This is a genomic window from Chitinibacter fontanus (genome assembly GCF_013423785.1).
Lineage (GTDB): Bacteria > Pseudomonadota > Gammaproteobacteria > Burkholderiales > Chitinibacteraceae > Chitinibacter > Chitinibacter fontanus.
Genome location: NZ_CP058952.1, coordinates 2591332 through 2613099 on the forward strand (window position 1 = coordinate 2591332; position 21768 = coordinate 2613099).

Below are 21768 nucleotides of genomic sequence, written 5' to 3' on the forward strand. Positions count from 1 at the left end.
TTTTGTTTCGACAATTGAATTTAACAAGGGTCTAGTATTGAGAGTTGTAATCGCGGTATTGTTGATTCAAATTTTCATTGCAGCTGAAACAATCGCAGGGGAGTTAAAAACTGCGGCGGTTATTTTCCAAAATGAGCATTTAAAGTCCGAATTAATGCCATATAGCATTAAGAAAATGAGCGGAGGCAAACTAAGAGCTTGGGTAAAAAGAACTGTTTTAGACCCAATCCAGATACATGGTTATGATGCTCGCTATGAATACGAGTGCGGAACCTATTCATCGAAGCTTTTATACGCCACGTCTTGGGATGCAAATGGAAATTATAGTGAAGTTCGATTTAGTGAGAAAATACCTCCAAATGAAATGATTTTTCTTCTTGAAAAGTCGGATGTAGATGCGGAGTTTATTTGTTTGGCCACTATCATCAGGTAGCTTTAGTTTCGTAGGTTAGGCGATAGAGCAGCCCTAGGTGAGTTGAACTGATAAGCCGAGATTAGCGGCTGTGCGCCGCGGCACTGACTTTCTTTGCTTCGCCAAAGAAAGTCAGCAAAGAAAGGCGACCCCGCATCTGCGTCGGCTACGCCGATGCCCTCGCTGCGGACAGTCGAGGCGGCGATTGCGCTTAACAAAACAGGCGCAACCGAATTCCCGCCCCGCCTGTTCCTCGCTCGGCGCTGCTGCAGGGGAGATGGCGCAGCCCGACGATTACCGCATATACATGCAGTGGTGTTGCTCTGAAAGCTAGTTCAATTATTGCTTTGATTGATATACCCCTGTGCTAATTAGTACAGATTGCCCGTGGAGACGCACCGTTCGGGAGGTGATTGGCAAGGTTTTAAGCCGCAACCTGTTTGAGCTGCGCGACGGTAGCGCGCAGCGAGTTTTGCGGCGCCTTGCCAATTGCCGGACGGACGGGGTTTCGCGTCGATCGGGCGCGCAGGGGTTGTTAGGGGTTGGGCAAGACCAACCCCTAACTCGTCCGGCGGGCGAAACCGCCGGTTTACCGCCTGCGTGAGCAGGCCATACAATCGTTGCTGAATAAACGCAATCGCCGTAGGTATTGCGCCATTATTGATCTTAACCTTCCGGCGTATTGCCGCTGCGCGGCGAATACTCCTTACATTATTTATGAACCTCGAATCCCTGATCCATCGCCTCTGGTATCGTCGCTCGCTCTCGCTGGGGGCGCTGCTGTTGTGGCCGCTCTCCTTGCTGTTTGCCGCGCTGGCTACGCTCAATGCCGCGCTATTCAAACTCGGGATTAAAAAATCCACCCGATTGCCGGTGCCGGTCATTGTGGTGGGTAATATCACGGCGGGTGGTACCGGCAAGACGCCGCTGACGATTGCATTGGCGCGTGGTTTGAGTGCGCTCGGTTGGCGGGTGGGGATTATTTCGCGTGGTTATGGCCGTGCTGATGATGACGGTGCGGTGCGTGCAGTGGCTTTGGATAGTTTGCCTCGCGATGTGGGCGATGAGCCGCTGTTGATGCGCCGCTCGCTCGCTGATCTGGATGTGCCGGTCTTTGTCGCGCGTCGCCGTGCAGAGGCGGGTAAGGTGTTGCTGGCGGCTTATCCGGGGGTGAATCTGCTGCTGTGTGACGATGGTTTGCAACACTATGCGCTGGCGCGTGATTTTGAGATTTGTGTCGTCGATGCAACGCGCGGGGTGGGTAATGGCTTGCGTTTGCCTGCAGGACCATTGCGTGAAGGTGTGGCGCGGCTAGCTACGGTGAATGCGGTGGTGATTAATGGGGTATTGCCCGCTGAGTTAGATAATAATTTACCTGCGAAGCAATACGGTGGTGAGTATGTGTCTCGCCATCAAATGCAGCTACTGGCCGAGCGCTGCTATCGGCTGGATGATCGTAACGACACTCGCACTGCGGCTGATTTTGCTGCGCCATTGCACGCGGTGGTTGGCATCGGTAATCCACAACGCTTTTTCAACACGCTATTAGGCCTAAGTTTTAGCTACATCGAGCATGTTTTCCCTGATCATCATGCGTTTACGCTGGCCGATTTGCCCGCCACGGGCGAGATCATTGTCACAGAAAAAGACGCGGTGAAAATTGCTGCGCTACTCCGCTCGGCTGACACTGAGCACGTATGGGGTGGTAGAATCTGGGTTTTGCCGGTCCAAGCGGTGATTTCCCCTGACTTGGCGCAGCGCATCGATATTCATTTGAAAGCATTGAAAGAGAAAAGGTAAATCATGGACGCCAAATTGCTTGAGATTTTAGTCTGCCCAGTTTGCAAAGGCCCCTTGGTGTTCAAAAAAGAAGCGCAAGAGTTAGTGTGTAAAGCTGATCGGATCGCTTTTGGCATTAAAGATGGCATCCCTGTGATGCTGGAAAGCGAAGCGCGCCAATTGGCCGCTGACGAAGAAGTTTAATTCCACTCGCCCAGCACAGAGATTGCCGTCCATGAGCTTCATCGCCATTATCCCCGCCCGCCTTAAATCGACCCGTTTACCGAATAAACCGCTGGCCGATATTGCGGGCAAACCAATGGTCGTGCGTGTGATTGAGCAAGCACTCAAATCTGACGCTGAAATGGTCGTCGTTGCTACCGATGATATGGCGGTGCAAGACGCGGTGGTCGCGGCGGATTACGCCTGCATGCTGACCCGCGCCGATCACCCGTCGGGCACTGATCGCTTAGCGGAAATGGTTGATCGCATGGCATTGAGCGATGACGCGATTGTGGTGAATGTGCAAGGTGATGAACCGCTGATTGATCCGGCGCTGATTAACGCGGTGGCGGCGCAACTGGTGGCCAATCCGGCGCTGGCGATGGCAACTGCCAGCCACTCTATTGATAACGCCGAAGATTTTTTTAATCCTAATGTGGTTAAAGTGGTCTGCAATGCCGCTGCTGAGGCGATGTATTTTAGCCGCGCGCCGATTCCGTGGGATCGTGATTCTTTTGCCGATGACAATAGCGATGAAGACTGGGTATTGCCCGCTGAACTAGATGCACAAAGGCATATCGGCATATACGCTTATAGGGCTGGATTTTTGCGCGCCTACGCGCAGCTAGCTGCATCCAAATTAGAAGACATTGAAATGCTTGAGCAGCTACGGGTGCTCTGGCATGGCTATAAAATCGGCGTTTACCGCGCGGCCCAAGCGCCCGCCGCAGGTGTCGATACGCCCGAAGATTTAGCACGAGTGCGTGCCGTATTTGCGCAGGCGTGATGAAGTAAAAAACAACTAAAACAGCAGCAGATCACAGTTTTAAGTAGATAGACAAAAGTATTCAGGCAAGGCTAGGTCGCCAAGCAGGGGAACTTTGGGTTTTAAACTTATTTTTTATGACACGATGGGGAACAGAGCAATGCGATTAATTCTTCTGGGCGCACCAGGCGCTGGTAAAGGCACTCAAGCTAACTATATCCGCGAAAAATTCAATATTCCACAAATTTCGACGGGCGACATGCTGCGCGCCGCGGTGAAAGCCGGCACGCCACTGGGCCTAGAAGCCAAGGCGATTATGGATGCGGGCGGTTTGGTGCGCGATGACATCATCATCGGCTTGGTGAAAGAGCGCATTGCGCAGCCCGACGCGGCCAATGGCTTCCTGTTTGACGGCTTCCCACGCACGATTCCACAAGCTGAAGCGATGATCGCTGCCGGCGTGGATATCGACTACGTGGTGGAAATCGACGTACCGGATGCCGCCATCGTTGATCGTATGGCCGGCCGCCGTGTGCATGTGGCTTCAGGTCGCACTTACCACGTGAAATACAATCCACCAAAAGTGGAAGGTAAAGACGACGAAACCGGTGAAGACCTGATCCAGCGTGACGACGACAAAGAAGAAGTGGTACTGAAACGCTTGGGCGTTTACCACGAGCAAACCGAAGTATTGGTGGGCTTCTACGGCAAAATGGCCGCGTCTGGCGACGAAAAAGCGCCAAAATACATCAAAATCGACGGCACGCAAGCCGTTGAAGCTGTGCGTGACCAGACCCTGAAGGCGTTGGGCGCATAAATCTACGTACCGCAACTTAAAAAGCCGCATCAATATGATGCGGCTTTTTTATGGGGACCGTCCGCGCGACAGGAATTGCTGTGTTTTGCGATGAATTGGGCTAAAACTAGAAATATTCGGGAGTTTCATGATGTTTCTAGGCCTAACCTATATCAGCCATTCCAAACGCAAGCTAACTGAAGATATGCGCATGCAATTGATGCGAGAGTGTCAGGTGCGCAATGCGCACAACGATGTGAGTGGTTTATTGCTGTATCAAGAAGGCTATTTTCTGCAATACATTGAAGGCCAGCCGGATATGATCCGCATGGTTTTTCAGCGGATTATGCAAGATACGCGCCATGAAAATGTGGAGCTCATTAGCGAAGAAGTGTTGATGCAGCGGAGATTCCCGCTCTGGACAATGTTTTTTCGTGACTATGATTTTGTATATCCGCACATTCGGCAAGACTACGCCGAGCTCACCAGTTTGGCCAAGGTGATTGAAGCGTTGGAGAATGAGCCAAATTTGCAGAAAACGATGTTTGATTTTCTCAAAAATACCCATGATCAGGATAGCTAATCGACACATCATGAGCTGTAGCCCCTATTCTAGCGGCAGGATTACCCATTAAGACACATGCAATCGGCGTATACTGAGCATGCAATGCAGATGCATCAACGCCGACATTTGTGCTGTGAACTCGCCACGTGTGTAGCCAGATTGCTAGTACTGTTTCTGTATGTATTGCGCTGTAGTCATTCTATTCTGAGTCTTGTAAAGCCATACCCATGGAAAAAATCATTTTTGAAATATTTGCCACCGTGCTGGCAACCATTTCGGCCTTGCTACCGATTACCAATCCGCTGATCACCGTATCGATTTTGCCAGGGATGGCGGCGCATTTATCCGCAGCAGAGCGCGACAACCAGGTGAAACGTGCGTGTATTTATATGGCAGGGATTTTGGTCACTTTCCTGCTGGCTGGCGCGCTGATTATGGATTTTTTCAATATTTCGATTCCCGGCTTGCGCATCGCCGGGGGCTTAATCGTGAGCTATTTTGGTTTTGATATGCTGTTTGGCGAGCCGCACGATGCGAGCAATGCGCCCAATAGCAGCAAACGTGATATTTCGTTTACCCCACTGGCGATGCCATCACTATCCGGCCCCGGCTCGATTGCGGTGGTGATTTCGATGTCGTCGGGCGTGCATACGCAAACCGCTTTGCCGGTGTGGCTGGGTTATCTGACTGTGGTGATTGGCATCTTGCTGGTAGCGTATATTTCATGGCTAACGCTACGCGCCTCAACCAAGCTGTATCGCGTCCTCGGCGAAGACGGCATTAATGCCATCTCGCGGATTATGGGCTTTTTGCTGATCTGCATTGGCGTCCAATTTGTGATTAACGGCATTGGCAATCTACTGCACGACCCAGTTTTTTGGCCATTAGCGAAGTAAATTTGAAATTGACGCAATAAAAAACGGCACCGTGGTGCCGTTTTTTATTTAAACCGATACGAAATTAAGCTTGTTTAACTTTACGACGACGTGCAGCCAACAAACCTACCAAACCCATGCCCATCAAAGCATAGGTTTCTGGTTCTGGGACTGGAGCGACTGTAGTCACACTCAACTCCACAGTACCACCGTTAGTGAACGATAAGCCTCTCCAATTGACAAATAAGTTGTCACCATCAAAACTCAGGTTGTTGTTTGTTAGTTGAGTCATACCATTGTTTGATAGTACGGTGAATGATTTAAAATCATTGAACTGATTCTTTGTGTCTGAGATTTTAAATCCACCGAAGGTGCCGCTGCTGTTAAATCTATTGGTTGTTAAGAAATTAATAATAATGTTGTTTTTATTTAAGCTGATATTAAATGCATTTTGAAAATTTATAGTTTTGTTTGAACTTAATTCTGTTGGAGCGCCAATTGGGTTGTTTAGGCTACGGGTGTAGTATTGGAACTGTGCTGTTTTTCCATCAAACACTGCTGCGTGTGAAAGTGTTGAAACCGTGGCAAGAACTAGAGCAATAAGTGTTTTATTCATTAATATCTCATTGAGTGGATTTGGTTAGAGAATGTTTTGTGCTATTTCGGTCGTGAAGCTTTGCTGATCTTTAGAATGATTGCAGTTTTATAAAATAATTATTGCAATATAAAACTACAATAATCAAAAAAAAGAGCTGTTAAGCCTTAATGGCGAACGAATTCTAGTTCTAATCTTGCGTGTAAGCGACAAATTGGTTTGGTTTGTGTTGATGTGTGTACACAGATTGTTGTTATATTAATTTATGGTAATTTTATTAAAGATTAATTGAAGGGTTTGTTTGTATATTTTTAAATTATTGTAAAGTTGTGTAACTTTCAATTTGTGTTTAATTTTTTGGAAGTGCTCAAGTGTTAAGCCCGTTGAATGCATATGAGCTTTCCATCACTCGTAGCTAGGCCATTTTTCGTTTGCCAAATCGCTACGTCGTGTCAATTACTTTTTCTCAGCTGGTTTTTGATCGATTTCGCCGTCGAGATATTCCCAAGCCTGTTGATAGCCAGCGCAGTGCATTGCAGGCATACAAAATTTAGTGTGTATTTCTCACGTAGCGTTTTGATTTTGTCGACCAAGCTTTCGGACTGTATTGTGTCTAAATGTATGCCATAGTTTGGTGCAATACGGCGCGATCAGACTGCAGTAGTGCGGTTATTTGCTACATTGCTGGCTATGCCTTTGCTCTCTGGTCCCGGTTTAATCGCGGGCGCGCGCGATGTCATCTAGCATCCATTTCCAAAAAGTCTTACCAGTCTGGCTGGTTATCTGATGGTCGTGATCGACATCTTGCTGGTGGCGTATATTTCATGGCTCACGCTACGCGCTTCGACCAAGCTGTACCGTTTGCTCGGCGAAGATGGCATTAGCGCCATCTCGCGCATCATGGGCTTTATGTTAATTTGCATTGGCGGGCAGTTTGTGATTAACGGCATTGGCAATTTACTGCACGACCCGGCTTTTTGGCCGTTAGCGAAATAAAACTTCAATCGGTGCAATAAAAAAACGGCACCGAGGTGCCGTTTTGTCTTTGCTGCGATAGCAAATTAAGCTTGTTTTGCTTTACGACGACGTGCAGCCAACAAACCAACCAATCCCATGCCCATCAAAGCATAGGTTTCTGGTTCTGGGACAGGGGCTACGTTAGCTGTAAAAATAACGCGGTCAAATGCATTTGAACCATTAAGATTTAGGTTATTGCCACTACGCCAGCCCCCATAATTTAGAGCTGTTGGCACTTGATTGGGGCCGCCAGCCCCAACTGTGTGCCAACTTAGGCGGCTGCGTTCATTCGATCCGTTTGTATCTGCTTGGTTTTGGCTAATTGTTTGTCCCAAACCAGCAAAACCGATTGAGTAATTATTGTAGTACCATTCGCTGCCATTTGCTGAATGGGTAGTATTCAAACTGGTAAATGTTTTTACATCTTCTATTTTGGCAGCAGCTGCAACATCAATAACATCAGTGCCATGCTTTCGAGCTCCAATCATAACCCATTGCCCTGCTTTTACATTGGCGAACAAATTATCAATTGAATCCGTGCTGCTATAGCTATTGCTATAGGCTAATGTCCAACCCCAATTGCCAGTAACCTGTGTGAATGACAGGTCATTCTGAACTCCAACAGGGATAAATGCAGCTTGAGCGGAACCAAACGTGAATGCAGAAGCGAATGCCAGTGCCAAATGTTTGAGTTTCATTTGTTTTCCTATGAATTATGAGTATAAAAAGCGCTTAGCGGCGCCCTTATATCATATCAGGGAAAACACCAATTCTTTCTGTATTATTACTGTAGTGCATCAGGTATGTTATTTTGTTGTGATCTGAGTTACACACCGATTGCTCACAACTTGGGTTAGGTCTTTCGATAAGCAATCCAGTGTAGTCAGATTTTCCATCCCCCTGAGCCAGGTCATTTGCCGTTTGGCCAATTGCCGTGTCGCCGCGATACCTTTTTCTCTACTGGTTTTTAGGTCGATTTCGCCATCGAGATATTCCCAAGTCTGGCGATAGCCCACGCAGCGCATTGATGGTAGATCAAGATTGAGCGGATATTTTTCTCGCAGCATTTTTACTTCTTCAACCAAACCGCCGCTGAGCATCGTGTCGTAGCGCGTTTCAATGCGCTGATGAAGTACCGCCCGATCGCTAGGCAAGAGTGCAATTTTGAGCAAATTATATTGCAGCGTGTCTTGTGTTGGTTCGGCTAAAATCGCCGACATCGGCCTGCCAGCCAGAATGCAAATCTCAATCGCGCGCTCGATCCGTTGCGAGTCATTGGGTGACAGGCGCGCGGCGGTGATCGGGTCGAGCGCCACGAGGCGTTCGTGCATCGCGGGCCAGCCTAATTTCAGCGCATCGGTATGGATTTGCTCGCGCAGCGCCGCATCTGCTTCTGGCAAATCATGAATGCCTTGTTCTAGTGTATTGAAATACAACATCGTGCCACCGACCAGCACTGGTACTTTACCGCGCGCGGTGATGTCATCCATCAGCGCACGGGCGTCGGTGCGAAATTGCGCGGCCGAATAGACTTCGGTTGGGTCAATAATATCGATTAAATGATGTGGCGCACGCTGCAATTCTTCGCGCGTGGGTTTGGCTGTGCCAACATCCATATCGCGAAACACCAAGGCTGAGTCGACCGAAATCAGTTCAACGGGTAAGCCCGATTCGAGCAAATGCATCGCTGCGGCGGTTTTGCCGCTGGCGGTCGGGCCCATGATGAAGATGGCGGGAGGTAGTGAATGCTTTGTCATTTTATTGCCCCCGCATAAAGAGTTTATCCAAATCATTCATGCTCAAGCGAAACCACGTAGGACGGCCGTGATTGCATTGGCCGCTTCGTTCGGTGACTTCCATTTCGCGCAGCAGCGCGTTCATTTCGGGGATCGTCAATTGGCGATTGGCGCGCACCGAGCCGTGGCAGGCCATCGTTGCGAGTAATTCATTGCGCCGACCGGACAGCACTTGCGAAACGCCGACTTGGCGAATATCGCGCAGCATCGCTTGCGCGAGCTCCACCGGATTGCTGTTTTGCAGCAGCATCGGCACCGCGCGCACCGCCAATTGCGTTGGCGATGAGACTGAAATTTCCAAACCTAAGCCAACCAACTCTTCGGCGTGATCTTCAACAGTGGCGACGTCGAGCTTGTCGGCGGCGAAGACATGCGGGATCAGCAAGGGCTGCATTGGCATGGCTTGCAGATCGAGCGCGGTTTTGAGTTTTTCGTACACCACACGTTCGTGCGCCGCGTGCATGTCGACGACAATCAGGCCGTCAGCCACTTGGCTCAAAATATACACGCCGTGCAGCTGCGCCAAAGCAAAGCCCAGCGGCGGAATCGCCGCGTCGTCGGCTTCGGGCAGCGCGGTGTTGCTGGCGCTGCCGGCGGGTAAATAATCATTGGCTGAACGGCTTGGCACTGGGCGTATGGCTTCGAGTTGCTTCATCCAAGCTGGCTGCGTGCCAGTACTGGCTGGGGTATCGCGGCGTAGATCGCCAAATTGCGTGTCGTAAAACGCCATCGGTGCAGCAGACGAGGGCGCGTTGTCGCGGTAGCTGAAGTGACTGCGCTGCTGAGTTGATTCCGATCCATGACTGGAATTCGCCTCGCTTGAGTATTTTCCAGTGCCGGAGAATGGTTCGTTCGAGCTTGATCCATAGCTGGCGAACGGTTCGTTAGCCATTGGCAAGGGCATTGCTTGCTGATGGCGATAGGCCATCTGTGCATAGTCTTGTGGTTTGAGTTCGCCTTGGGGTATGGCCGCAGAGCTTAATACTTCACCGGTTTCTGGGTCGATACTTTGTGGGGTATCTTGCGTTGCAGCGCCGGCGGTGGTTTTGGCAAGTGCTTTTGAGAGGCTGGTGATCAGAAAACGGTAGATCGCTTGGCTTTCTCGAAAGCGCACTTCGATTTTGGTCGGGTGGACATTGACGTCGACACCTTCAGGATCGAGCTCCAAAAATAAGCAAAACGCTGCGTGCATATTGTGATGCAGCACATCGCGATACGCCTCGCGCAGCGCGTGTTGGACGACTTTATCGCGCACAAAGCGCCCATTTACAAAGAAAAACTGTGCGTCACGGCTCGATTTGCCCAAGGTCGGCGAACCGGCGATGCCATACAATCTGAGATTGCCAAAGCCCTCGTCAACCGGAATCCCAGTTTTGACAAATTCTTCGCCGATAATTGCCGCAGCGCGTTTATTCAAATCGCCCGCTTGCCAGCGATTTTGCGCGCGGCCATTGTGGATGACGGTGAACTGCACTTGCGGGTTGGCCAGCGCCAAACGCTCGATCATCGCAGCGCAATGCGCGTATTCGGTCGCGTCGGATTTCAGAAACTTTTTGCGCGCTGGTACTTGGTGATACAGCTCGTGCACTTCAATCGTGGTACCCGCTGCGAGTGCGGCTGGCTCTGGGTCAAGCATGCGGCCATGATCAGCTTCAACACGCCACGCGTACTGCGAGATTTGTCCATTATCGTTAAATCTACTGGTTAAGCTTAAGCGCGAAACGGAAGCAATCGACGCTAAACCCTCGCCACGAAAGCCCAGTGTACCGACGCGCGCCAAATCTTCCATGCTGGCGATTTTACTGGTGGCGTGGCGGTGCAGTGCTAATTCCAAATCGTCTTTGGCAATGCCGCAGCCGTCGTCGATGACTTTGAGTAGTTTTGTGCCACCGGCTTGCAATTCGATCTGCAAGTTTTTACTGCCCGCATCCAGACTATTTTCAAGTAACTCTTTTAACGCCGAAGCGGGGCGCTCGACCACTTCGCCTGCGGCAATTTGGTTCACTAAGTGATCGGAAAGCAACTGAATACGTGGCATTGGTTGAGTTTGGTCTAATATGAAACAAGTGAGGTCGTCAGTATATCAGTCGACCTGTGATTCTTGAGATCTAGGGTGATATTTGATGGGTACCAAGAAAATCAGCTGCATAATTATCGATGATGACGCGATTATCCGTAATTTAATGGGAGCTTTGTTGCGCCAGCTTGCCTTTGAAGTCATTGGCGAGGTGGGGCACGCGCACGAGGGCTTGAAAATGTGTATGGATCACACGCCCACCGTGGTCTTGCTTGATATTCATTTGCCCGAATCAGATGGTCTAGAGTTACTGCCGCAATTACTCAAACTCACCCCACAGCCCAAGGTGATTATGGTGAGTGGTGAAGCCACGGGGGAGCGTGTGCGCGAGGCACTGAGCCTTGGGGCGAGCGGATTTGTGGTCAAGCCATTTACTCCAGCCCGCCTGCTTGATGCGATTGGTAAAGCCGTTGGGGTTAAATTATAAATCAGGGGTTTTGCGCAATGCGAGTGCGGGCCAGTGGTGGATTTTTGGCAAAATAGCGCTTAATACCTTTGAATAAGGCTTGCGCCATTTTTTGCTGATAGTCGTCATCGATCAGCTTGCGTTCTTCATCGGGGTTGGAAATAAAAGCCGTTTCCACCAAGATTGACGGAATATCGGGTGCTTTCAAAACGGCAAAACTGGCTTGCTCGACATTCGGTTTATGCAAGCGGTTAATACTTCCCAGTTCCCCCAGCATGGCTTTGCCTAACTTCAAGCTATCGTTAATGGTGGCTGTGGTGGTTAGATCGAGCAGGGTTTTACGTAAATCCTCGCCGCCTTTTACCTTTACTCCGCCAATTAGATCGGCATCATTTTGCGTTTGCGCCAGCCAGCGCGCAGCCGTGCTGGAAGCACCACCTTCCGATAGTGCGAATACCGAGCTGCCATTGGCATCGGGGCGAACAAAGGCATCTGCGTGAATGGAGACAAACAGATCGGCCTGCACCGCACGCGCTTTGCGCACTCGCACGCCCAGCGGAACAAAGAAATCAGCATCGCGCGTCATGACTACGCGGAAGTTGGGTTCGCTTTGTAGTAAATCACGCAAGCGTTTGGCTATTTGCAAGACCACCGCTTTTTCGTGATTCCCGCCCGGGCCAACCGCGCCAGGGTCTTCTCCTCCGTGACCTGGGTCGAGCACCACGGTGATTAAGCGATCAACTTTAAGTTTGCTGCGATCCACTGTTTCGGTGGGTTTATTCTCGGTTGGTTTTTTGTTTGGATCGCTGGCTTTGGCCTCGGCAGGTTTGACATTGCTTGCTTGGCTGGCGGTTTTCTCTGCCGGTACGGCGGGGGGAACCACATCCATTTTTAGCTGTGAGTTGTCATTGAGGAATGCGAGCAATTCATCGGTTTGCACCGCAGGGTACAGGTCGATCACCAAGCGGTGCTTGTATTCGGCGATAGGATCTAGCGTAAAAATCTGGGGTTTCACTGCGGCTTTTAAATCCAACACCAGTCGTACTACGCCCGGCTTATTGCGTGCGGCGCGCAGCAGCTTGATGTACGGGTCATTGTCACCCACTTTACCGGCGAGGCTTTGCAATTCATTATTTAAATCAATGCCCTCCAGATCAACGACTAGGCGGTCCGGATCTTTGAGTGAAAATTGTTTAAAGGTTAGCGGAGCACTCGACTCGATGGTGACTCGGGTATAGGCATTCGCAGGCCAAACACGTACGGCGACCACGCTGGCGCTCGTTGCGGCTAAACCCACTGGGGTAACCGATAGCAATAGCGTCCCCGCCAACCCGCGCAACACATCGCGTCGCCCGAGTTTTGATGGTGCGGTGGCGATTAAATGCTGAGCGATTTTAGAGTGTTCTGACATGCCAAACCTAAAGGAGTCAATGCGCTAAGTTGCAAACGGCGCCCCTCATGCTCGGGGGCTAATTCAATGAGCCAGTCTGCGCGTGGCAGCTGCCCTTGTGCTTTTTCTGCCCATTCAATCAGGCAAACTGAGTTGGGGTTGAAGTAATCGCGAAACCCTGCATCTTCCCATTCGCTAGGGTCATTAAACCGATATAAATCAAAGTGATAAAAGTATAAGCTAGAAACAGTATAAGGTTCAACCAAGGTATATGTGGGGCTTTTCACTCGTCCGGTAAAACCCAGCCCACGCAACACGCCGCGAGTCAGGGTGGTTTTTCCTGCGCCCAGATTGCCATCTAGAAACACAGTAAGCCCGGGTTGAATGGCTTTTGCTAATTGCGCCCCGAATGCGATCGTGGCGTCTTCGTCGCTTAAAAAAACTGAAAAGGCGTTATCATTGGGCTGCATTGACGCAATCTTCCGCGGTTAAAATTGATATACATGACGCACACAGGCTCTCGCCCCGCACCGGATTATCCACAATTAGCACAGTCAATTAAAACTTGGGCGCAAGCTTTGGGTTTTGCACGTGCGGCAATTACCGGCATTGATTTGAGCCACGCCGAAAGTGGCCTAAACGCTTGGTTGGCCAAGGGCTTTCATGGCGAAATGGATTATATGGCAAGGCACGGGCCAAAACGTGCCCGACCAGCGGAATTAGTACCAAATACTGTGTCAGTGATCAGTATTTTTATGCCGTATCTGTCGGGAGGGCAAGCTCCAGATGCAGTTCTGGCCGATACATCTAAGGCGTATATCTCACGTTATGCCTTAGGGCGTGATTATCACAAAGTTTTGCGCAATCGTCTGCAGCAATTGGCGGATCAGATCGCCGTCGCTGTGGGTGAGTATGGGCATCGCGTTTTTGTCGATTCGGCACCGGTGCTGGAAGTGGAGCTTGCAAAACAAGCAGGTTTAGGTTGGCGCGGGAAACATTCGCTATTGCTTAATCGTGAGTTTGGATCGTTTTATTTTCTGGGCGAAATTTTTACTGACTTACCACTCCCCGCTGATTTGCCGCTTCCTGCTGAGCATTGCGGCAAATGTACCGCTTGTATCGATGCCTGCCCAACACAGGCAATTGTTGCGCCATATCAGGTCGATGCCCGCCGCTGTATTTCCTATCTGACGATTGAGTTAAAAGGCGCGATTCCGCTTGAGTTTCGTAAGGCCATCGGCAATCGGGTGTATGGCTGTGATGATTGCCAGCTGGTTTGTCCATGGAACCGTTTTGCTGCGCAAAGCCCGGAGACTGATTTTGCGATTCGGCACGGCCTCGATAATGTGACTTTGCTTGAACTCTTTGCCTGGAGTGAGGCAGATTTCATGCAAAAAATGGCGGGTAGCCCGATTTATCGGATTGGTTATGCCAAATGGCTGAGCAATCTGGCGATTGGTTTGGGCAATGCCGCGCCAAATCCTGCGATTGGCGCCGCTTTATTGGCGCGCCAGCAAGACCCGAGTGAATTGGTGCGTGAGCATGTGGCGTGGGCCTTAAAGAATGGCGGGTATATTTAGCTGGGCTTTTTCAAGCAAGGAATTGCGGGCTATACCTTGCTGTATATTGCGTCGCGCTTCTGCGAGATAATCTGGTCGATAGTCAGCAAGGCCTGGCTAATTTGCAATGGTTTGCTCAAATACGCGCTAAACCCCAACCGGAGTGCATCGTTGATTTGCTCGGGGAGGGTATTGCCAGACAACGCTATGCACGGGGTATGACGGGTGCGTTCGTGTTGTTGCAATTGTTCAAAAATCATCGATCCGGTGGCATCCGGCAATTGCTGATCAAGCAAAATCAAATCAGGTGCAATCTGCATTGCTAAGGCAATGCCTTCTTGACCAGTTTGAGCGGTAAAGAAATGGTAGTTCGGCCGTTGTTTGGCCAGAATATTTTGCATTAGTTTTTGCGATAGCAAATCGTCTTCGATATACAGCACCGTACGTGAGCTTTCATCCTGCGCAATTGGCACAATATTCGGGCTTAAATCTGGGGCAACCGCAGCCGGTAATTCAATCCAGAAGCAGCTACCTACCGCAAGCTCGCTGCTCATCCCCACCGTGCCTTGCATCATTTGGGCTAGTTTTTTGGTAAACGCCAGCCCGATCCCAGTGCCTTCCACGCTAGTTTGGCTATTACCTACCCGGTTAAAGGCGGTAAATAGACGTTGCTGATCGGCTTCGGCAATGCCCAAGCCGGTGTCTTCCACTTTGATGCGCCAGCTACCATTGGGGACGCGTTGCGTCGAAATGCTAACCGAGCCATCTGCTCGATTGTATTTAATGGCATTGGAGATCAAATTCAGTAGCATCTGTTTGAGCCGACGAGCATCCGCCCAGATAAAACAGGGGATAGTAGGGGGGCTCAGATGCAGTGCGATGCCTTTTTCTTTGGCGAGTACTTGGGTTAGCTCGACGCAATCATGAATACATGCGCTGACATCAACAGATTCAAGCCGTAACGCCAATTTACCGGCTTCAATACTGGCCAGATCGAGCACCTCATTGATTAAATCAAGCAAATGCTGACCTGCTTTGTGGATATAGCCGCCCAGAATTTGATTGTCGCCTTGACCATCGGCTTCGATTACTTGTGCAAACCCAAGAATGGCATTGAGCGGAGTGCGCAGCTCATGGCTCATGTGTGCCAGAAAATCTGATTTGGCTTTATTGGCTTGCTGCGCTTGATCGCGAGCCTCACGCAGAGCAGCCTCGCTGGCTTTTAGCGCGGAAATATCATGGATGCAAAATAAGCGACCAATCGGTGCGTCACGATATTGCAGCGGGCAGCTGCTCACTTCAAATACCTTGCCATCGCGCAGGGTGAAGGTTTTTTGCTCGTCAATATAGGGGTCGTGAAAAAGGGCGGTGACCCAACGTTCAAAACTAGCGCGATCTTCCAATAGGTCTTTGAAGTCGGCGAGCTGATGATGGAAGGTTTGCTCTCCTTCGTGCCGCCATGGCCACATGGTGGTCATGCGGTGATTGTAATTAATAATGTGTCCGTCTAGATTGGTGACCAGAATACCGTCGATCGTGGATTCGAGTGTGGCCGCCAATAGAGCGCTGGTGCGAGCACTTTCATCTTCCAGCCGTTTGCTGGCGCTGATATCGTGAGCTGAGATTACGCACAGCGTTTGCGCGTCCTGTTTGACCAAGCGAACGGTTTTGTTGACATAAACAAAGTGCCCGTTTTGATGTCGATATTCACTTTCAACTTGCGAGATTTCCTGGGCACCCGCACTGCGGACGTCCTCCCAGAAAAACACATCCTGTAGACCCACTTCAATCGTCGAAATGGGCATACCAATTAGTTGGCTTTGCCGATAGCCTAGTAAGCTTTCGCAAGCGGGGTTGGCCGCCACAATGGTTTCGGTCGTTGGGTCGACGACGAGGATGGCAGTGGCACAAAAGTCACTGAGCAAATGGGTGGGGATCATGCGCAATTTTCGCTTGGGCTAAAATAGTACGTCATCCGTTTGCGAGGATTTAGATAGGCTAGCACTGGCCGTGGCAACTGGCTGGCTTTGAGAGCCTTGCTGATATTCAAGTCGGGATGCCTTTCCAAATCAAGCACCATTGCTTCTTCACGTCCGATGGCCGGATCATGCACTAAGACTTGTGGTTTAAGCGGGCGCGACGAGTTCACCGCCACGACGAGACCATAATGCTCGTTCGATAACTGTACGAGTGTCCCTGGTGGGTAAACCCCCAGACTGCGAATTAGTACATTCATCGGCGCGGGGTCAAATTTGGCTTTCTGATGCGAAAACATCAGTGCCAGTCCTTCATGCGGGGTGAGTGAATCGCCCGGATTGATTTTATTGCAATAGTTATCGTAGGTATTGGCGACCACCAAAATACGCGCTAACGGGTCGATTTGTTCCAGCTTAAGTTGTTTCGGGTAGCCGGTGCCATCGCAAAATTCGTGATGCTGCGCGATGATGCTCAATACCTCTGCGGGCAAGTTGGCGCGTTTTGCGGCATCAACTCCCCATTGGCAGTGTTGTTCTAGCAAGGTCTTTTCGGCGCGGTTTAGGGTGTCGGTTTTTAATAAAATACGATCAGGTACTTCAACCTTACCAATATCATGCAGTAAAGAGGCCAGCCCCAAGCGCTCAATGGTCGCGCGTTCTTGTTTCATTTCTTTGGCTAACAACAGCGCTAGCACCGTGGTGTTGAGTGTATGAAAATATAGATCATCACCCATCGCTTTTTCATTCATTAAATGAATCGCAATGTCATTGTCGGTTAGCAGTGAGTCGAGCATGGTGCCAATTAGCTGCTCGGCGGCCGCGATGCTTTCACGCGGGTTGCTGTGCACTTCTTTATTTAGTTTGCGCACGACCACTGCTGCTTGGCTAAATGCTTTGGTGCATTCGGCTAGCTGAGCTTTGCGGCGCTGTTGTTCGGCTTGTCGCAGGCGTTTTGCCTCAAGTTCGGCCGCAATCACCGGATCAATTTCAAGCGCTGCTGTTTCATTTTCCACGACTGGAAGACTGGCGATCGGTGCAGCATTAGGCGCACAATCACTTTTTTCAGGAATGTAGCGAATCTGCTTTAAACCCAGTTTTTTAAGCGTATTAATCTGCTCGTCAGATTTAACCTTGAAACTGCCGAAAGGAAATGGGTGATCCATCCAATGTAAATCTAGTTGGATGAATAGCCCAATTTGTAATTGATCGGGTGAGATGAATACAGCCGTGTCTTCTGAAGCCATGTAAGCGAAAGCATTTACCCTGTGAAATCGGCTTCTAGTATGGCGCATTTTGAATAAATTGGTAGGCTTTGAAGAGTGATTGTGCATGCAGCCATTGATGATTTATCCCTTGGGTGAAACCGCCTTAGTGCTTCAGGCAGACCTTAGTGCGCAGCCGCGGTTGATTGCGATGGTGCGCGCGTTTGAAACACGCCAGACTGGTCAAGCGCTGTATCAATTGATCTTGGGGGTTGGCAATCTCACCGTACGCTTTAATCCACTACAACAATCAGCCGAAGCAGCCTTGAGCTGGTTACAGCAACAATGGGAACTGGCCGCCAATCAGCTCGACGCATTTGCACCGACCTGCGTCGAGATTCCGGTGCAATACGGTGGCGAAGCCGGGCCTGATTTGGCCTCTGTGGCCGAGCAAGCGGGCATGACGCCGCAGCAGGTGATCGAGGCGCATGCCACGCCAAGCTATGACGTGCTGTGCATTGGGTTTTTGCCTGGTTTTCCGTATTTGGCCGGTTTGCCAGCATCGATTGCGACGCCACGGCACGCTGAGCCGCGTTTGAGCGTGCCCGCGGGCTCGGTGGGGATTGGGGGCGCGCAAACTGGTATTTATCCGTGTGCTAGCCCGGAGGGTGGCAGCTGATTGGGCGGACTGATTTTGCATTATTTGATCGCCACGCCAGCCAGCCCTGCCGCTTGCGGGCGGGTGATTGTGTGCGCTTTGTACCCCAGGAGCGAGTATGAAAGCCCCTCATCCATTAATTTTGCAAGTAGAAAAAGCCGGTGTGCAAACCACGGTGCAAGACTTGGGGCGGCCACAAGGTGCCAGCTGGGGGCTGCCGGTTGGTGGCGCGGCGGATGGTTTTGCTTTGCAAGTGGTGAATTTGCTGCTGGGCAATCCGCATGATGCGGCGGCATTGGAAATCACGCTGGGCGGTTTTCGCGCCCGTTTTGCCCACACCAGCTCGTTTGCACTGGCGGGCGCCGATTGCGATGCGCGGCTGGATGGCCGTCGCCTATTGCCCAATGCAGTTTATCGCGGGGTGAAAGGGCAGGTGTTGAGTTTGGGCACGCCTTTGTATGGCGCGCGCAGCTATCTAACCTTGCCCGGTGGCATTGAGGTGCCTGAATTATGGGGCAGCCGCTCGACGCTCTTGGCGGCCGGTTTGGGCGGCATGGCGGGACGTGCTTTGATCAAAGGCGACCAACTCGCCGCACGGCGGCGGGATAAATCGCGTCCGCAGTGCGCGATTGCGATGCCCGAGCGCGGCGAAGTGTTGCGCTTTATTGCCGGCCCGCAGTGGGAGCAATTGGGTGGTGAGGCGCAAAAGTTGTTTTGCAATCAAAGCTGGAAAATCGATATACAGAGTAACCGTATGGGCTTGAAGCTATCTGGTAGTATGCTTCAGATGGAGATACCCCTAGAGATGGCCTCGCATGCAGTAATGGCCGGTACGGTGCAATTGCCGCGTGGTGGTCAGCCGATTATTTTGCTCAGCGATGCGCAAGTGACTGGTGGCTATCCGGTGATTGCGCAAATTATTCAGGCTGATTTGTGGCGACTGGGGCAATTGCGCGCGGGTGAGAGCGTGTATCTGCTGCCGGTTGATCAGCCGACTGCGCTCGATGCCTTGGCCTTGCAGCAAGCATGGTTCAAACGTGTGGCAGCTACGCTGGCCGCGCACTGCAAACATGCATAAATCGAGCCAACATAAATAGAAGAGGTCTAAATGCAGTGCGCAAGCGCGGTTGTCTCACTTACAATGGTGTCATGAAAACTCATCTCGATTTAAATGCTGATCTGGGCGAAGGCTATCCCTTGGATGCGCAGCTCATGCCGCTGATTAGCTCGGCCAATATTGCCTGTGGTGGTCACGCCGGCGATGTTGATAGCATCCGCGCCACCGTGCGTTTGGCGCATCAGCACCATGTACGCATTGGCGCGCATCCGAGCTACCCCGACCGCGAAGGCTTTGGTCGCAAAAGCATGACGCTGACGCCCAGCCAGCTGGTGTTTAGCCTCACCGCGCAATTGTGGGCGATCAAAGCCGTGAGTATCGAAGAGGGCGTGTCGGTGGCCTACGTTAAACCACACGGCGCGCTGTATAACGACGCCGCACGCGATCCCGAACTGGCGCGCCAAATCGCGCAACTAATCCGCGAAATCGACCCCGATCTAGCGCTAATGGGGCTGGCTGGTAGCGAGCTGGTGCTGGCAGGGCGTAATGCAGGTTTGACAGTGATCGAAGAAGGCTTTGCTGATCGCGCTTATTTGCCCGATGGTAGCTTGATGCCGCGTGATCAGCCCGGTGCGGTGTTGGAACAGATTGACGACGTGGTGGTGCAAGCCCTAGCGCTCAGCCAGCGGGTAGATTCGCTCTGTCTGCACGGCGACAATCCTGCCGCCATCGCTCAAGCTCAAGCGATCCGCACGGCATTACAAAACGCCGGAATTCGGATTAGCGCCTTTGATGATCCGCGTGACGCGATTGTCGGTGATCCGGCTTTGAATGAAGTGGCGCTGGATAGTGATTGATGGGGTATTGCTATCAAGCTAATTTTTTATATTGGCTCTGTGGCAATACCCTACGGTTATATTTTATCCAGCCAAGCTAGCAAAGCTGCGCTCAGTTGTGGTTGGGTGCGATCGCACATCATCGCGTGACCGGCTTCGGGCAGCATGATTGGGCTGACTCCCCATGCTTGCGCGGTGATTTGTACATCGCTAAACGGGATGATGCTGTCGTCGCCTGCGCCAAGTACCAGCACCGGAAACTTTGGAAAGCGGGGTAGGTTTTTCCACCATTGCGGCATCCATAGCTCGGATAGCGCCGTCATGGATTCAAGCTGTGCGTGCTGGGCGAAATCGTCAACTACGCTCATTGGCGTGTTTTTGGCGAACAGCAGATGTTGTAGTAGCGCCGATTCGGGCTTGCTGGTATGGCCCAGTGCAAAGCTTTGCAGCCCCATTAGCAAATTGGGGTGTAGCGCCGACATATAGCTGAGCGAGCCCGATAAGCCATACGGTGGAATGCTGGCGATCAGTGCGAGGCCAGCGATGGTGTGGCGCTCGGCAATTTGTTGTGCCAGATAGCCGCCCAAGGAATGCCCGATCAGAATACATGGCTCGCCTATCGTGGCGAGGGTGGCTTCGACATCGGCCAGATAATCATTGATCGTGGCGCTGGCAAGCATCAGCGCGCCTTCGCTGTGGCCGTGGCCGCGCAGGCTCAGCGCGTAGCTTTCCCAACCCGCAGCGGCCAGATCTTGCTGCACTTGTTGCCAGCACCACGCGCCGGCAAATGCGCCGTGCAGCAGCAGGATTGGGGGGCTTTGCGTTGAATGCTGGGCGGGGACATGCAGTAATTCCAGTTGGATCGGGCTGAAGGCCATGGCAATCTCGGCTTAGGTACTGCGTTTAGGGGTTAAGGGCTCCAGCCCATCGGCGGCGCGCAGCGCGCGCGATAGACGTTGACCCAAATTCATCAAATCAATGCTGTGCTGATCGGCACGCAGGCGACAATAGTGCTGCAAGGTTTTTTGCGCAGGTAGTCGCGAATTATTAAAGCCATACACAATCCGGTTGGCGCAGCCATCGGCACCGATGGCTAGCGCGGTATCGTCGAAAATGGTGCGAATACGCTGGTAATAGCTCTCGAAACGCTTATCACTGCCCCATAGATTGACGACCAGTATGCCTTGGGGGCTAAGCCGCGTGCGGCACAGATCAAAAAACGCATTGCTGGCGATATTGTCCGGCATGCCTTGCGGGCCGTAGGCGTCGATCATCAGCACATCAAAAGCTTGGGTGCAGATTTTGAGCCAATCAGCGCCATCGGCACAATGCACCCGCAGGCGCGGGCTATCAAATGGAATCTGGAAGTGATGGCCCAAATCAATCACGCGCTGATCGATCTCGGCCACGCTAATCTGGCTACTGGGTAGGTAGTGATGACAATACTTGGCCAGCGATCCACCACCCATGCCAATCATGCCAATTTGCTGGGTATGTTCCTGTATCAAAACACTGCCAAGCATTGCACGTGTATACCCAAGCATTAGATCATTGGGCTTGGCACGTTTCATCCGACTCTGGACTGTGGCCAGATCAAACATTAGCGAGACTTCATCGCCTTCATCGTAAACAAAAGGTTTACCGGACTCGGTTTCGCGCAGCAGTGCGGCAAAGCTGTCGCTAAAAAAATTGGTGTTACTTGAAGTCACAAAAATCCTAGTTTGGTCAAAGTTTAATTGGCAGGGAGGTCTAAACTGATCATGTTGAAGACGCTCTCTTAAAGT

The 21768-nt window shown here is 51.3% G+C and carries 21 protein-coding genes and 2 pseudogenes; 13 read left to right on the forward strand and 10 right to left on the reverse strand.

The annotated features are described in order from the left end of the window. Nucleotides 1-37 precede the first annotated feature (37 nt). From HZU75_RS12360 to HZU75_RS12390, 7 genes are all read left to right on the forward strand, one after another. Nucleotides 38-433: a hypothetical protein gene (locus HZU75_RS12360; RefSeq protein ID WP_180306334.1), complete on the forward strand. Its 396-nt coding sequence runs from the start codon at nucleotides 38-40 to the stop codon at nucleotides 431-433. A gap of 696 nt (nucleotides 434-1129) precedes the next feature. Further along, nucleotides 1130-2212 (forward strand): tetraacyldisaccharide 4'-kinase, encoded by a 1083-nt coding sequence (gene lpxK / locus HZU75_RS12365; RefSeq protein ID WP_180306335.1) that lies wholly within the window; start codon nucleotides 1130-1132, stop codon nucleotides 2210-2212. A 3-nt stretch (nucleotides 2213-2215) separates the two neighbouring features. Then, nucleotides 2216-2395, forward strand: a complete 180-nt coding sequence (locus HZU75_RS12370) for a Trm112 family protein (RefSeq protein ID WP_180306336.1) — start codon at nucleotides 2216-2218, stop codon at nucleotides 2393-2395. A gap of 31 nt (nucleotides 2396-2426) precedes the next feature. Further along, on the forward strand, nucleotides 2427-3200 hold the full coding sequence (gene kdsB, locus HZU75_RS12375) for a 3-deoxy-manno-octulosonate cytidylyltransferase (RefSeq protein ID WP_180306337.1): 774 nt from the start codon (nucleotides 2427-2429) through the stop codon (nucleotides 3198-3200). Between the two features lie 139 nt (nucleotides 3201-3339). Next, a complete protein-coding gene (adk, locus tag HZU75_RS12380; protein WP_180306338.1) occupies nucleotides 3340-3996 on the forward strand; it encodes an adenylate kinase in 657 nt (218 codons plus the stop codon). A gap of 127 nt (nucleotides 3997-4123) precedes the next feature. Beyond that, on the forward strand, nucleotides 4124-4558 hold the full coding sequence (locus HZU75_RS12385) for a BLUF domain-containing protein (protein ID WP_180306339.1): 435 nt from the start codon (nucleotides 4124-4126) through the stop codon (nucleotides 4556-4558). A gap of 209 nt (nucleotides 4559-4767) precedes the next feature. Then, complete coding sequence (locus HZU75_RS12390; RefSeq protein WP_180306340.1) at nucleotides 4768-5436, forward strand: MarC family NAAT transporter; 669 nt, start codon at nucleotides 4768-4770, stop codon at nucleotides 5434-5436. 64 nt (nucleotides 5437-5500) lie between these two features. On the opposite strand, the pseudogene HZU75_RS17800 reads toward HZU75_RS12390, so the two are convergent. Beyond that, a pseudogene (locus tag HZU75_RS17800) lies at nucleotides 5501-5599 on the reverse strand (PEP-CTERM sorting domain-containing protein); the annotation flags it as partial. A 1182-nt stretch (nucleotides 5600-6781) separates the two neighbouring features. Between HZU75_RS17800 and HZU75_RS12400 the strand changes: the two are divergent. After that, nucleotides 6782-7006 (forward strand): MarC family protein, encoded by a 225-nt coding sequence (locus HZU75_RS12400; protein ID WP_265575746.1) that lies wholly within the window; start codon nucleotides 6782-6784, stop codon nucleotides 7004-7006. Nucleotides 7007-7071: 65 nt separating this feature from the next. Here the strand turns inward: HZU75_RS12400 and HZU75_RS12405 are convergent, their stop codons facing one another. From HZU75_RS12405 to mutL, 3 genes are all read right to left on the reverse strand, one after another. Beyond that, entirely contained in the window at nucleotides 7072-7725 is a 654-nt protein-coding gene (locus HZU75_RS12405; RefSeq protein ID WP_180306342.1) for a PEP-CTERM sorting domain-containing protein, read from the reverse strand. Between the two features lie 108 nt (nucleotides 7726-7833). Further along, nucleotides 7834-8784, reverse strand: coding sequence for a tRNA (adenosine(37)-N6)-dimethylallyltransferase MiaA (miaA, locus tag HZU75_RS12410; RefSeq protein ID WP_180306343.1), 951 nt, complete (start codon nucleotides 8782-8784; stop codon nucleotides 7834-7836). 1 nt (nucleotide 8785) lies between these two features. Further along, a complete protein-coding gene (mutL, locus tag HZU75_RS12415) occupies nucleotides 8786-10861 on the reverse strand; it encodes a DNA mismatch repair endonuclease MutL (RefSeq protein ID WP_180306344.1) in 2076 nt (691 codons plus the stop codon). Nucleotides 10862-10946: 85 nt separating this feature from the next. Between mutL and HZU75_RS12420 the strand changes: the two genes are divergently transcribed. After that, complete coding sequence (locus HZU75_RS12420; RefSeq protein ID WP_180306345.1) at nucleotides 10947-11327, forward strand: response regulator; 381 nt, start codon at nucleotides 10947-10949, stop codon at nucleotides 11325-11327. 1 nt (nucleotide 11328) lies between these two features. Here the strand turns inward: HZU75_RS12420 and HZU75_RS12425 are convergent, their stop codons facing one another. Both HZU75_RS12425 and tsaE read right to left on the reverse strand, forming a co-directional pair. Next, nucleotides 11329-12717, reverse strand: coding sequence for an N-acetylmuramoyl-L-alanine amidase (locus HZU75_RS12425; RefSeq protein WP_308419417.1), 1389 nt, complete (start codon nucleotides 12715-12717; stop codon nucleotides 11329-11331). Continuing rightward, the gene (tsaE, locus tag HZU75_RS12430) at nucleotides 12684-13166 is read right to left on the reverse strand and encodes a tRNA (adenosine(37)-N6)-threonylcarbamoyltransferase complex ATPase subunit type 1 TsaE (RefSeq protein ID WP_180306346.1); all 483 of its coding nucleotides are present in this window, start codon (nucleotides 13164-13166) and stop codon (nucleotides 12684-12686) included. Before tsaE ends, HZU75_RS12425 begins: the two co-directional genes overlap by 34 nt. A 33-nt stretch (nucleotides 13167-13199) precedes the next feature. Between tsaE and queG the strand changes: the two genes are divergently transcribed. Continuing rightward, on the forward strand, nucleotides 13200-14276 hold the full coding sequence (queG, locus tag HZU75_RS12435; RefSeq protein ID WP_180306347.1) for a tRNA epoxyqueuosine(34) reductase QueG: 1077 nt from the start codon (nucleotides 13200-13202) through the stop codon (nucleotides 14274-14276). A 29-nt stretch (nucleotides 14277-14305) separates the two neighbouring features. Here the strand turns inward: queG and HZU75_RS12440 are convergent, their stop codons facing one another. Together HZU75_RS12440 and HZU75_RS12445 are read right to left on the reverse strand one after the other, a co-directional pair. Then, entirely contained in the window at nucleotides 14306-16195 is a 1890-nt protein-coding gene (locus tag HZU75_RS12440) for a PAS domain-containing hybrid sensor histidine kinase/response regulator (protein WP_180306348.1), read from the reverse strand. After that, nucleotides 16192-17475, reverse strand: coding sequence for an HD-GYP domain-containing protein (locus HZU75_RS12445; RefSeq protein ID WP_180306349.1), 1284 nt, complete (start codon nucleotides 17473-17475; stop codon nucleotides 16192-16194). Before HZU75_RS12445 ends, HZU75_RS12440 begins: the two co-directional genes overlap by 4 nt. Nucleotides 17476-17572: 97 nt before the next feature. On the opposite strand from HZU75_RS12445, the pseudogene pxpB reads away from it, so the two are divergent. The 3 genes and pseudogenes from pxpB to pxpA all read left to right on the forward strand — a co-directional run bounded on the left by pxpB (nucleotide 17573) and on the right by pxpA (nucleotide 20005). Further along, nucleotides 17573-18213, forward strand: a pseudogene (gene pxpB / locus HZU75_RS12450) (5-oxoprolinase subunit PxpB). Continuing rightward, nucleotides 18210-19169, forward strand: coding sequence for a 5-oxoprolinase subunit C family protein (locus tag HZU75_RS12455; protein ID WP_180306350.1), 960 nt, complete (start codon nucleotides 18210-18212; stop codon nucleotides 19167-19169). Before pxpB ends, HZU75_RS12455 begins: the two are co-directional and overlap by 4 nt. 71 nt (nucleotides 19170-19240) lie before the next feature. Continuing rightward, on the forward strand, nucleotides 19241-20005 hold the full coding sequence (gene pxpA / locus HZU75_RS12460; protein ID WP_180306351.1) for a 5-oxoprolinase subunit PxpA: 765 nt from the start codon (nucleotides 19241-19243) through the stop codon (nucleotides 20003-20005). A gap of 56 nt (nucleotides 20006-20061) precedes the next feature. Here pxpA and HZU75_RS12465 read toward each other — a convergent pair whose 3' ends face one another. Together HZU75_RS12465 and HZU75_RS12470 are read right to left on the reverse strand one after the other, a co-directional pair. Next, complete coding sequence (locus tag HZU75_RS12465; RefSeq protein ID WP_180306352.1) at nucleotides 20062-20862, reverse strand: alpha/beta hydrolase; 801 nt, start codon at nucleotides 20860-20862, stop codon at nucleotides 20062-20064. A 12-nt stretch (nucleotides 20863-20874) separates the two neighbouring features. Beyond that, entirely contained in the window at nucleotides 20875-21693 is an 819-nt protein-coding gene (locus tag HZU75_RS12470) for a fused MFS/spermidine synthase (protein ID WP_180306353.1), read from the reverse strand. Between the last annotated feature and the right edge of the window lie 75 nt (nucleotides 21694-21768).

Bases quoted from the DNA above. Each gene is read 5' to 3' on its own strand.
- HZU75_RS12390 (WP_180306340.1), top strand. From the start codon at position 4,768: ATGGAAAAAATCATTTTTGAAATATTTGCCACCGTGCTGGCAACCATT.
- HZU75_RS12465 (WP_180306352.1), bottom strand. From the start codon at position 20,862: ATGGCCTTCAGCCCGATCCAACTGGAATTACTGCATGTCCCCGCCCAG.
- HZU75_RS12405 (WP_180306342.1), bottom strand. From the start codon at position 7,725: ATGAAACTCAAACATTTGGCACTGGCATTCGCTTCTGCATTCACGTTT.
- HZU75_RS12445 (WP_180306349.1), bottom strand. From the start codon at position 17,475: ATGGCTTCAGAAGACACGGCTGTATTCATCTCACCCGATCAATTACAA.
- miaA (WP_180306343.1), bottom strand. From the start codon at position 8,784: ATGACAAAGCATTCACTACCTCCCGCCATCTTCATCATGGGCCCGACC.
- HZU75_RS12385 (WP_180306339.1), top strand. From the start codon at position 4,124: ATGATGTTTCTAGGCCTAACCTATATCAGCCATTCCAAACGCAAGCTA.
- queG (WP_180306347.1), top strand. From the start codon at position 13,200: ATGACGCACACAGGCTCTCGCCCCGCACCGGATTATCCACAATTAGCA.
- mutL (WP_180306344.1), bottom strand. From the start codon at position 10,861: ATGCCACGTATTCAGTTGCTTTCCGATCACTTAGTGAACCAAATTGCC.
- HZU75_RS12440 (WP_180306348.1), bottom strand. From the start codon at position 16,195: ATGATCCCCACCCATTTGCTCAGTGACTTTTGTGCCACTGCCATCCTC.
- pxpA (WP_180306351.1), top strand. From the start codon at position 19,241: ATGAAAACTCATCTCGATTTAAATGCTGATCTGGGCGAAGGCTATCCC.
- tsaE (WP_180306346.1), bottom strand. From the start codon at position 13,166: ATGCAGCCCAATGATAACGCCTTTTCAGTTTTTTTAAGCGACGAAGAC.
- lpxK (WP_180306335.1), top strand. From the start codon at position 1,130: ATGAACCTCGAATCCCTGATCCATCGCCTCTGGTATCGTCGCTCGCTC.
- kdsB (WP_180306337.1), top strand. From the start codon at position 2,427: ATGAGCTTCATCGCCATTATCCCCGCCCGCCTTAAATCGACCCGTTTA.
- HZU75_RS12455 (WP_180306350.1), top strand. From the start codon at position 18,210: ATGAAAGCCCCTCATCCATTAATTTTGCAAGTAGAAAAAGCCGGTGTG.
- HZU75_RS12425 (WP_308419417.1), bottom strand. From the start codon at position 12,717: ATGTCAGAACACTCTAAAATCGCTCAGCATTTAATCGCCACCGCACCA.
- HZU75_RS12370 (WP_180306336.1), top strand. From the start codon at position 2,216: ATGGACGCCAAATTGCTTGAGATTTTAGTCTGCCCAGTTTGCAAAGGC.
- adk (WP_180306338.1), top strand. From the start codon at position 3,340: ATGCGATTAATTCTTCTGGGCGCACCAGGCGCTGGTAAAGGCACTCAA.
- HZU75_RS12420 (WP_180306345.1), top strand. From the start codon at position 10,947: ATGGGTACCAAGAAAATCAGCTGCATAATTATCGATGATGACGCGATT.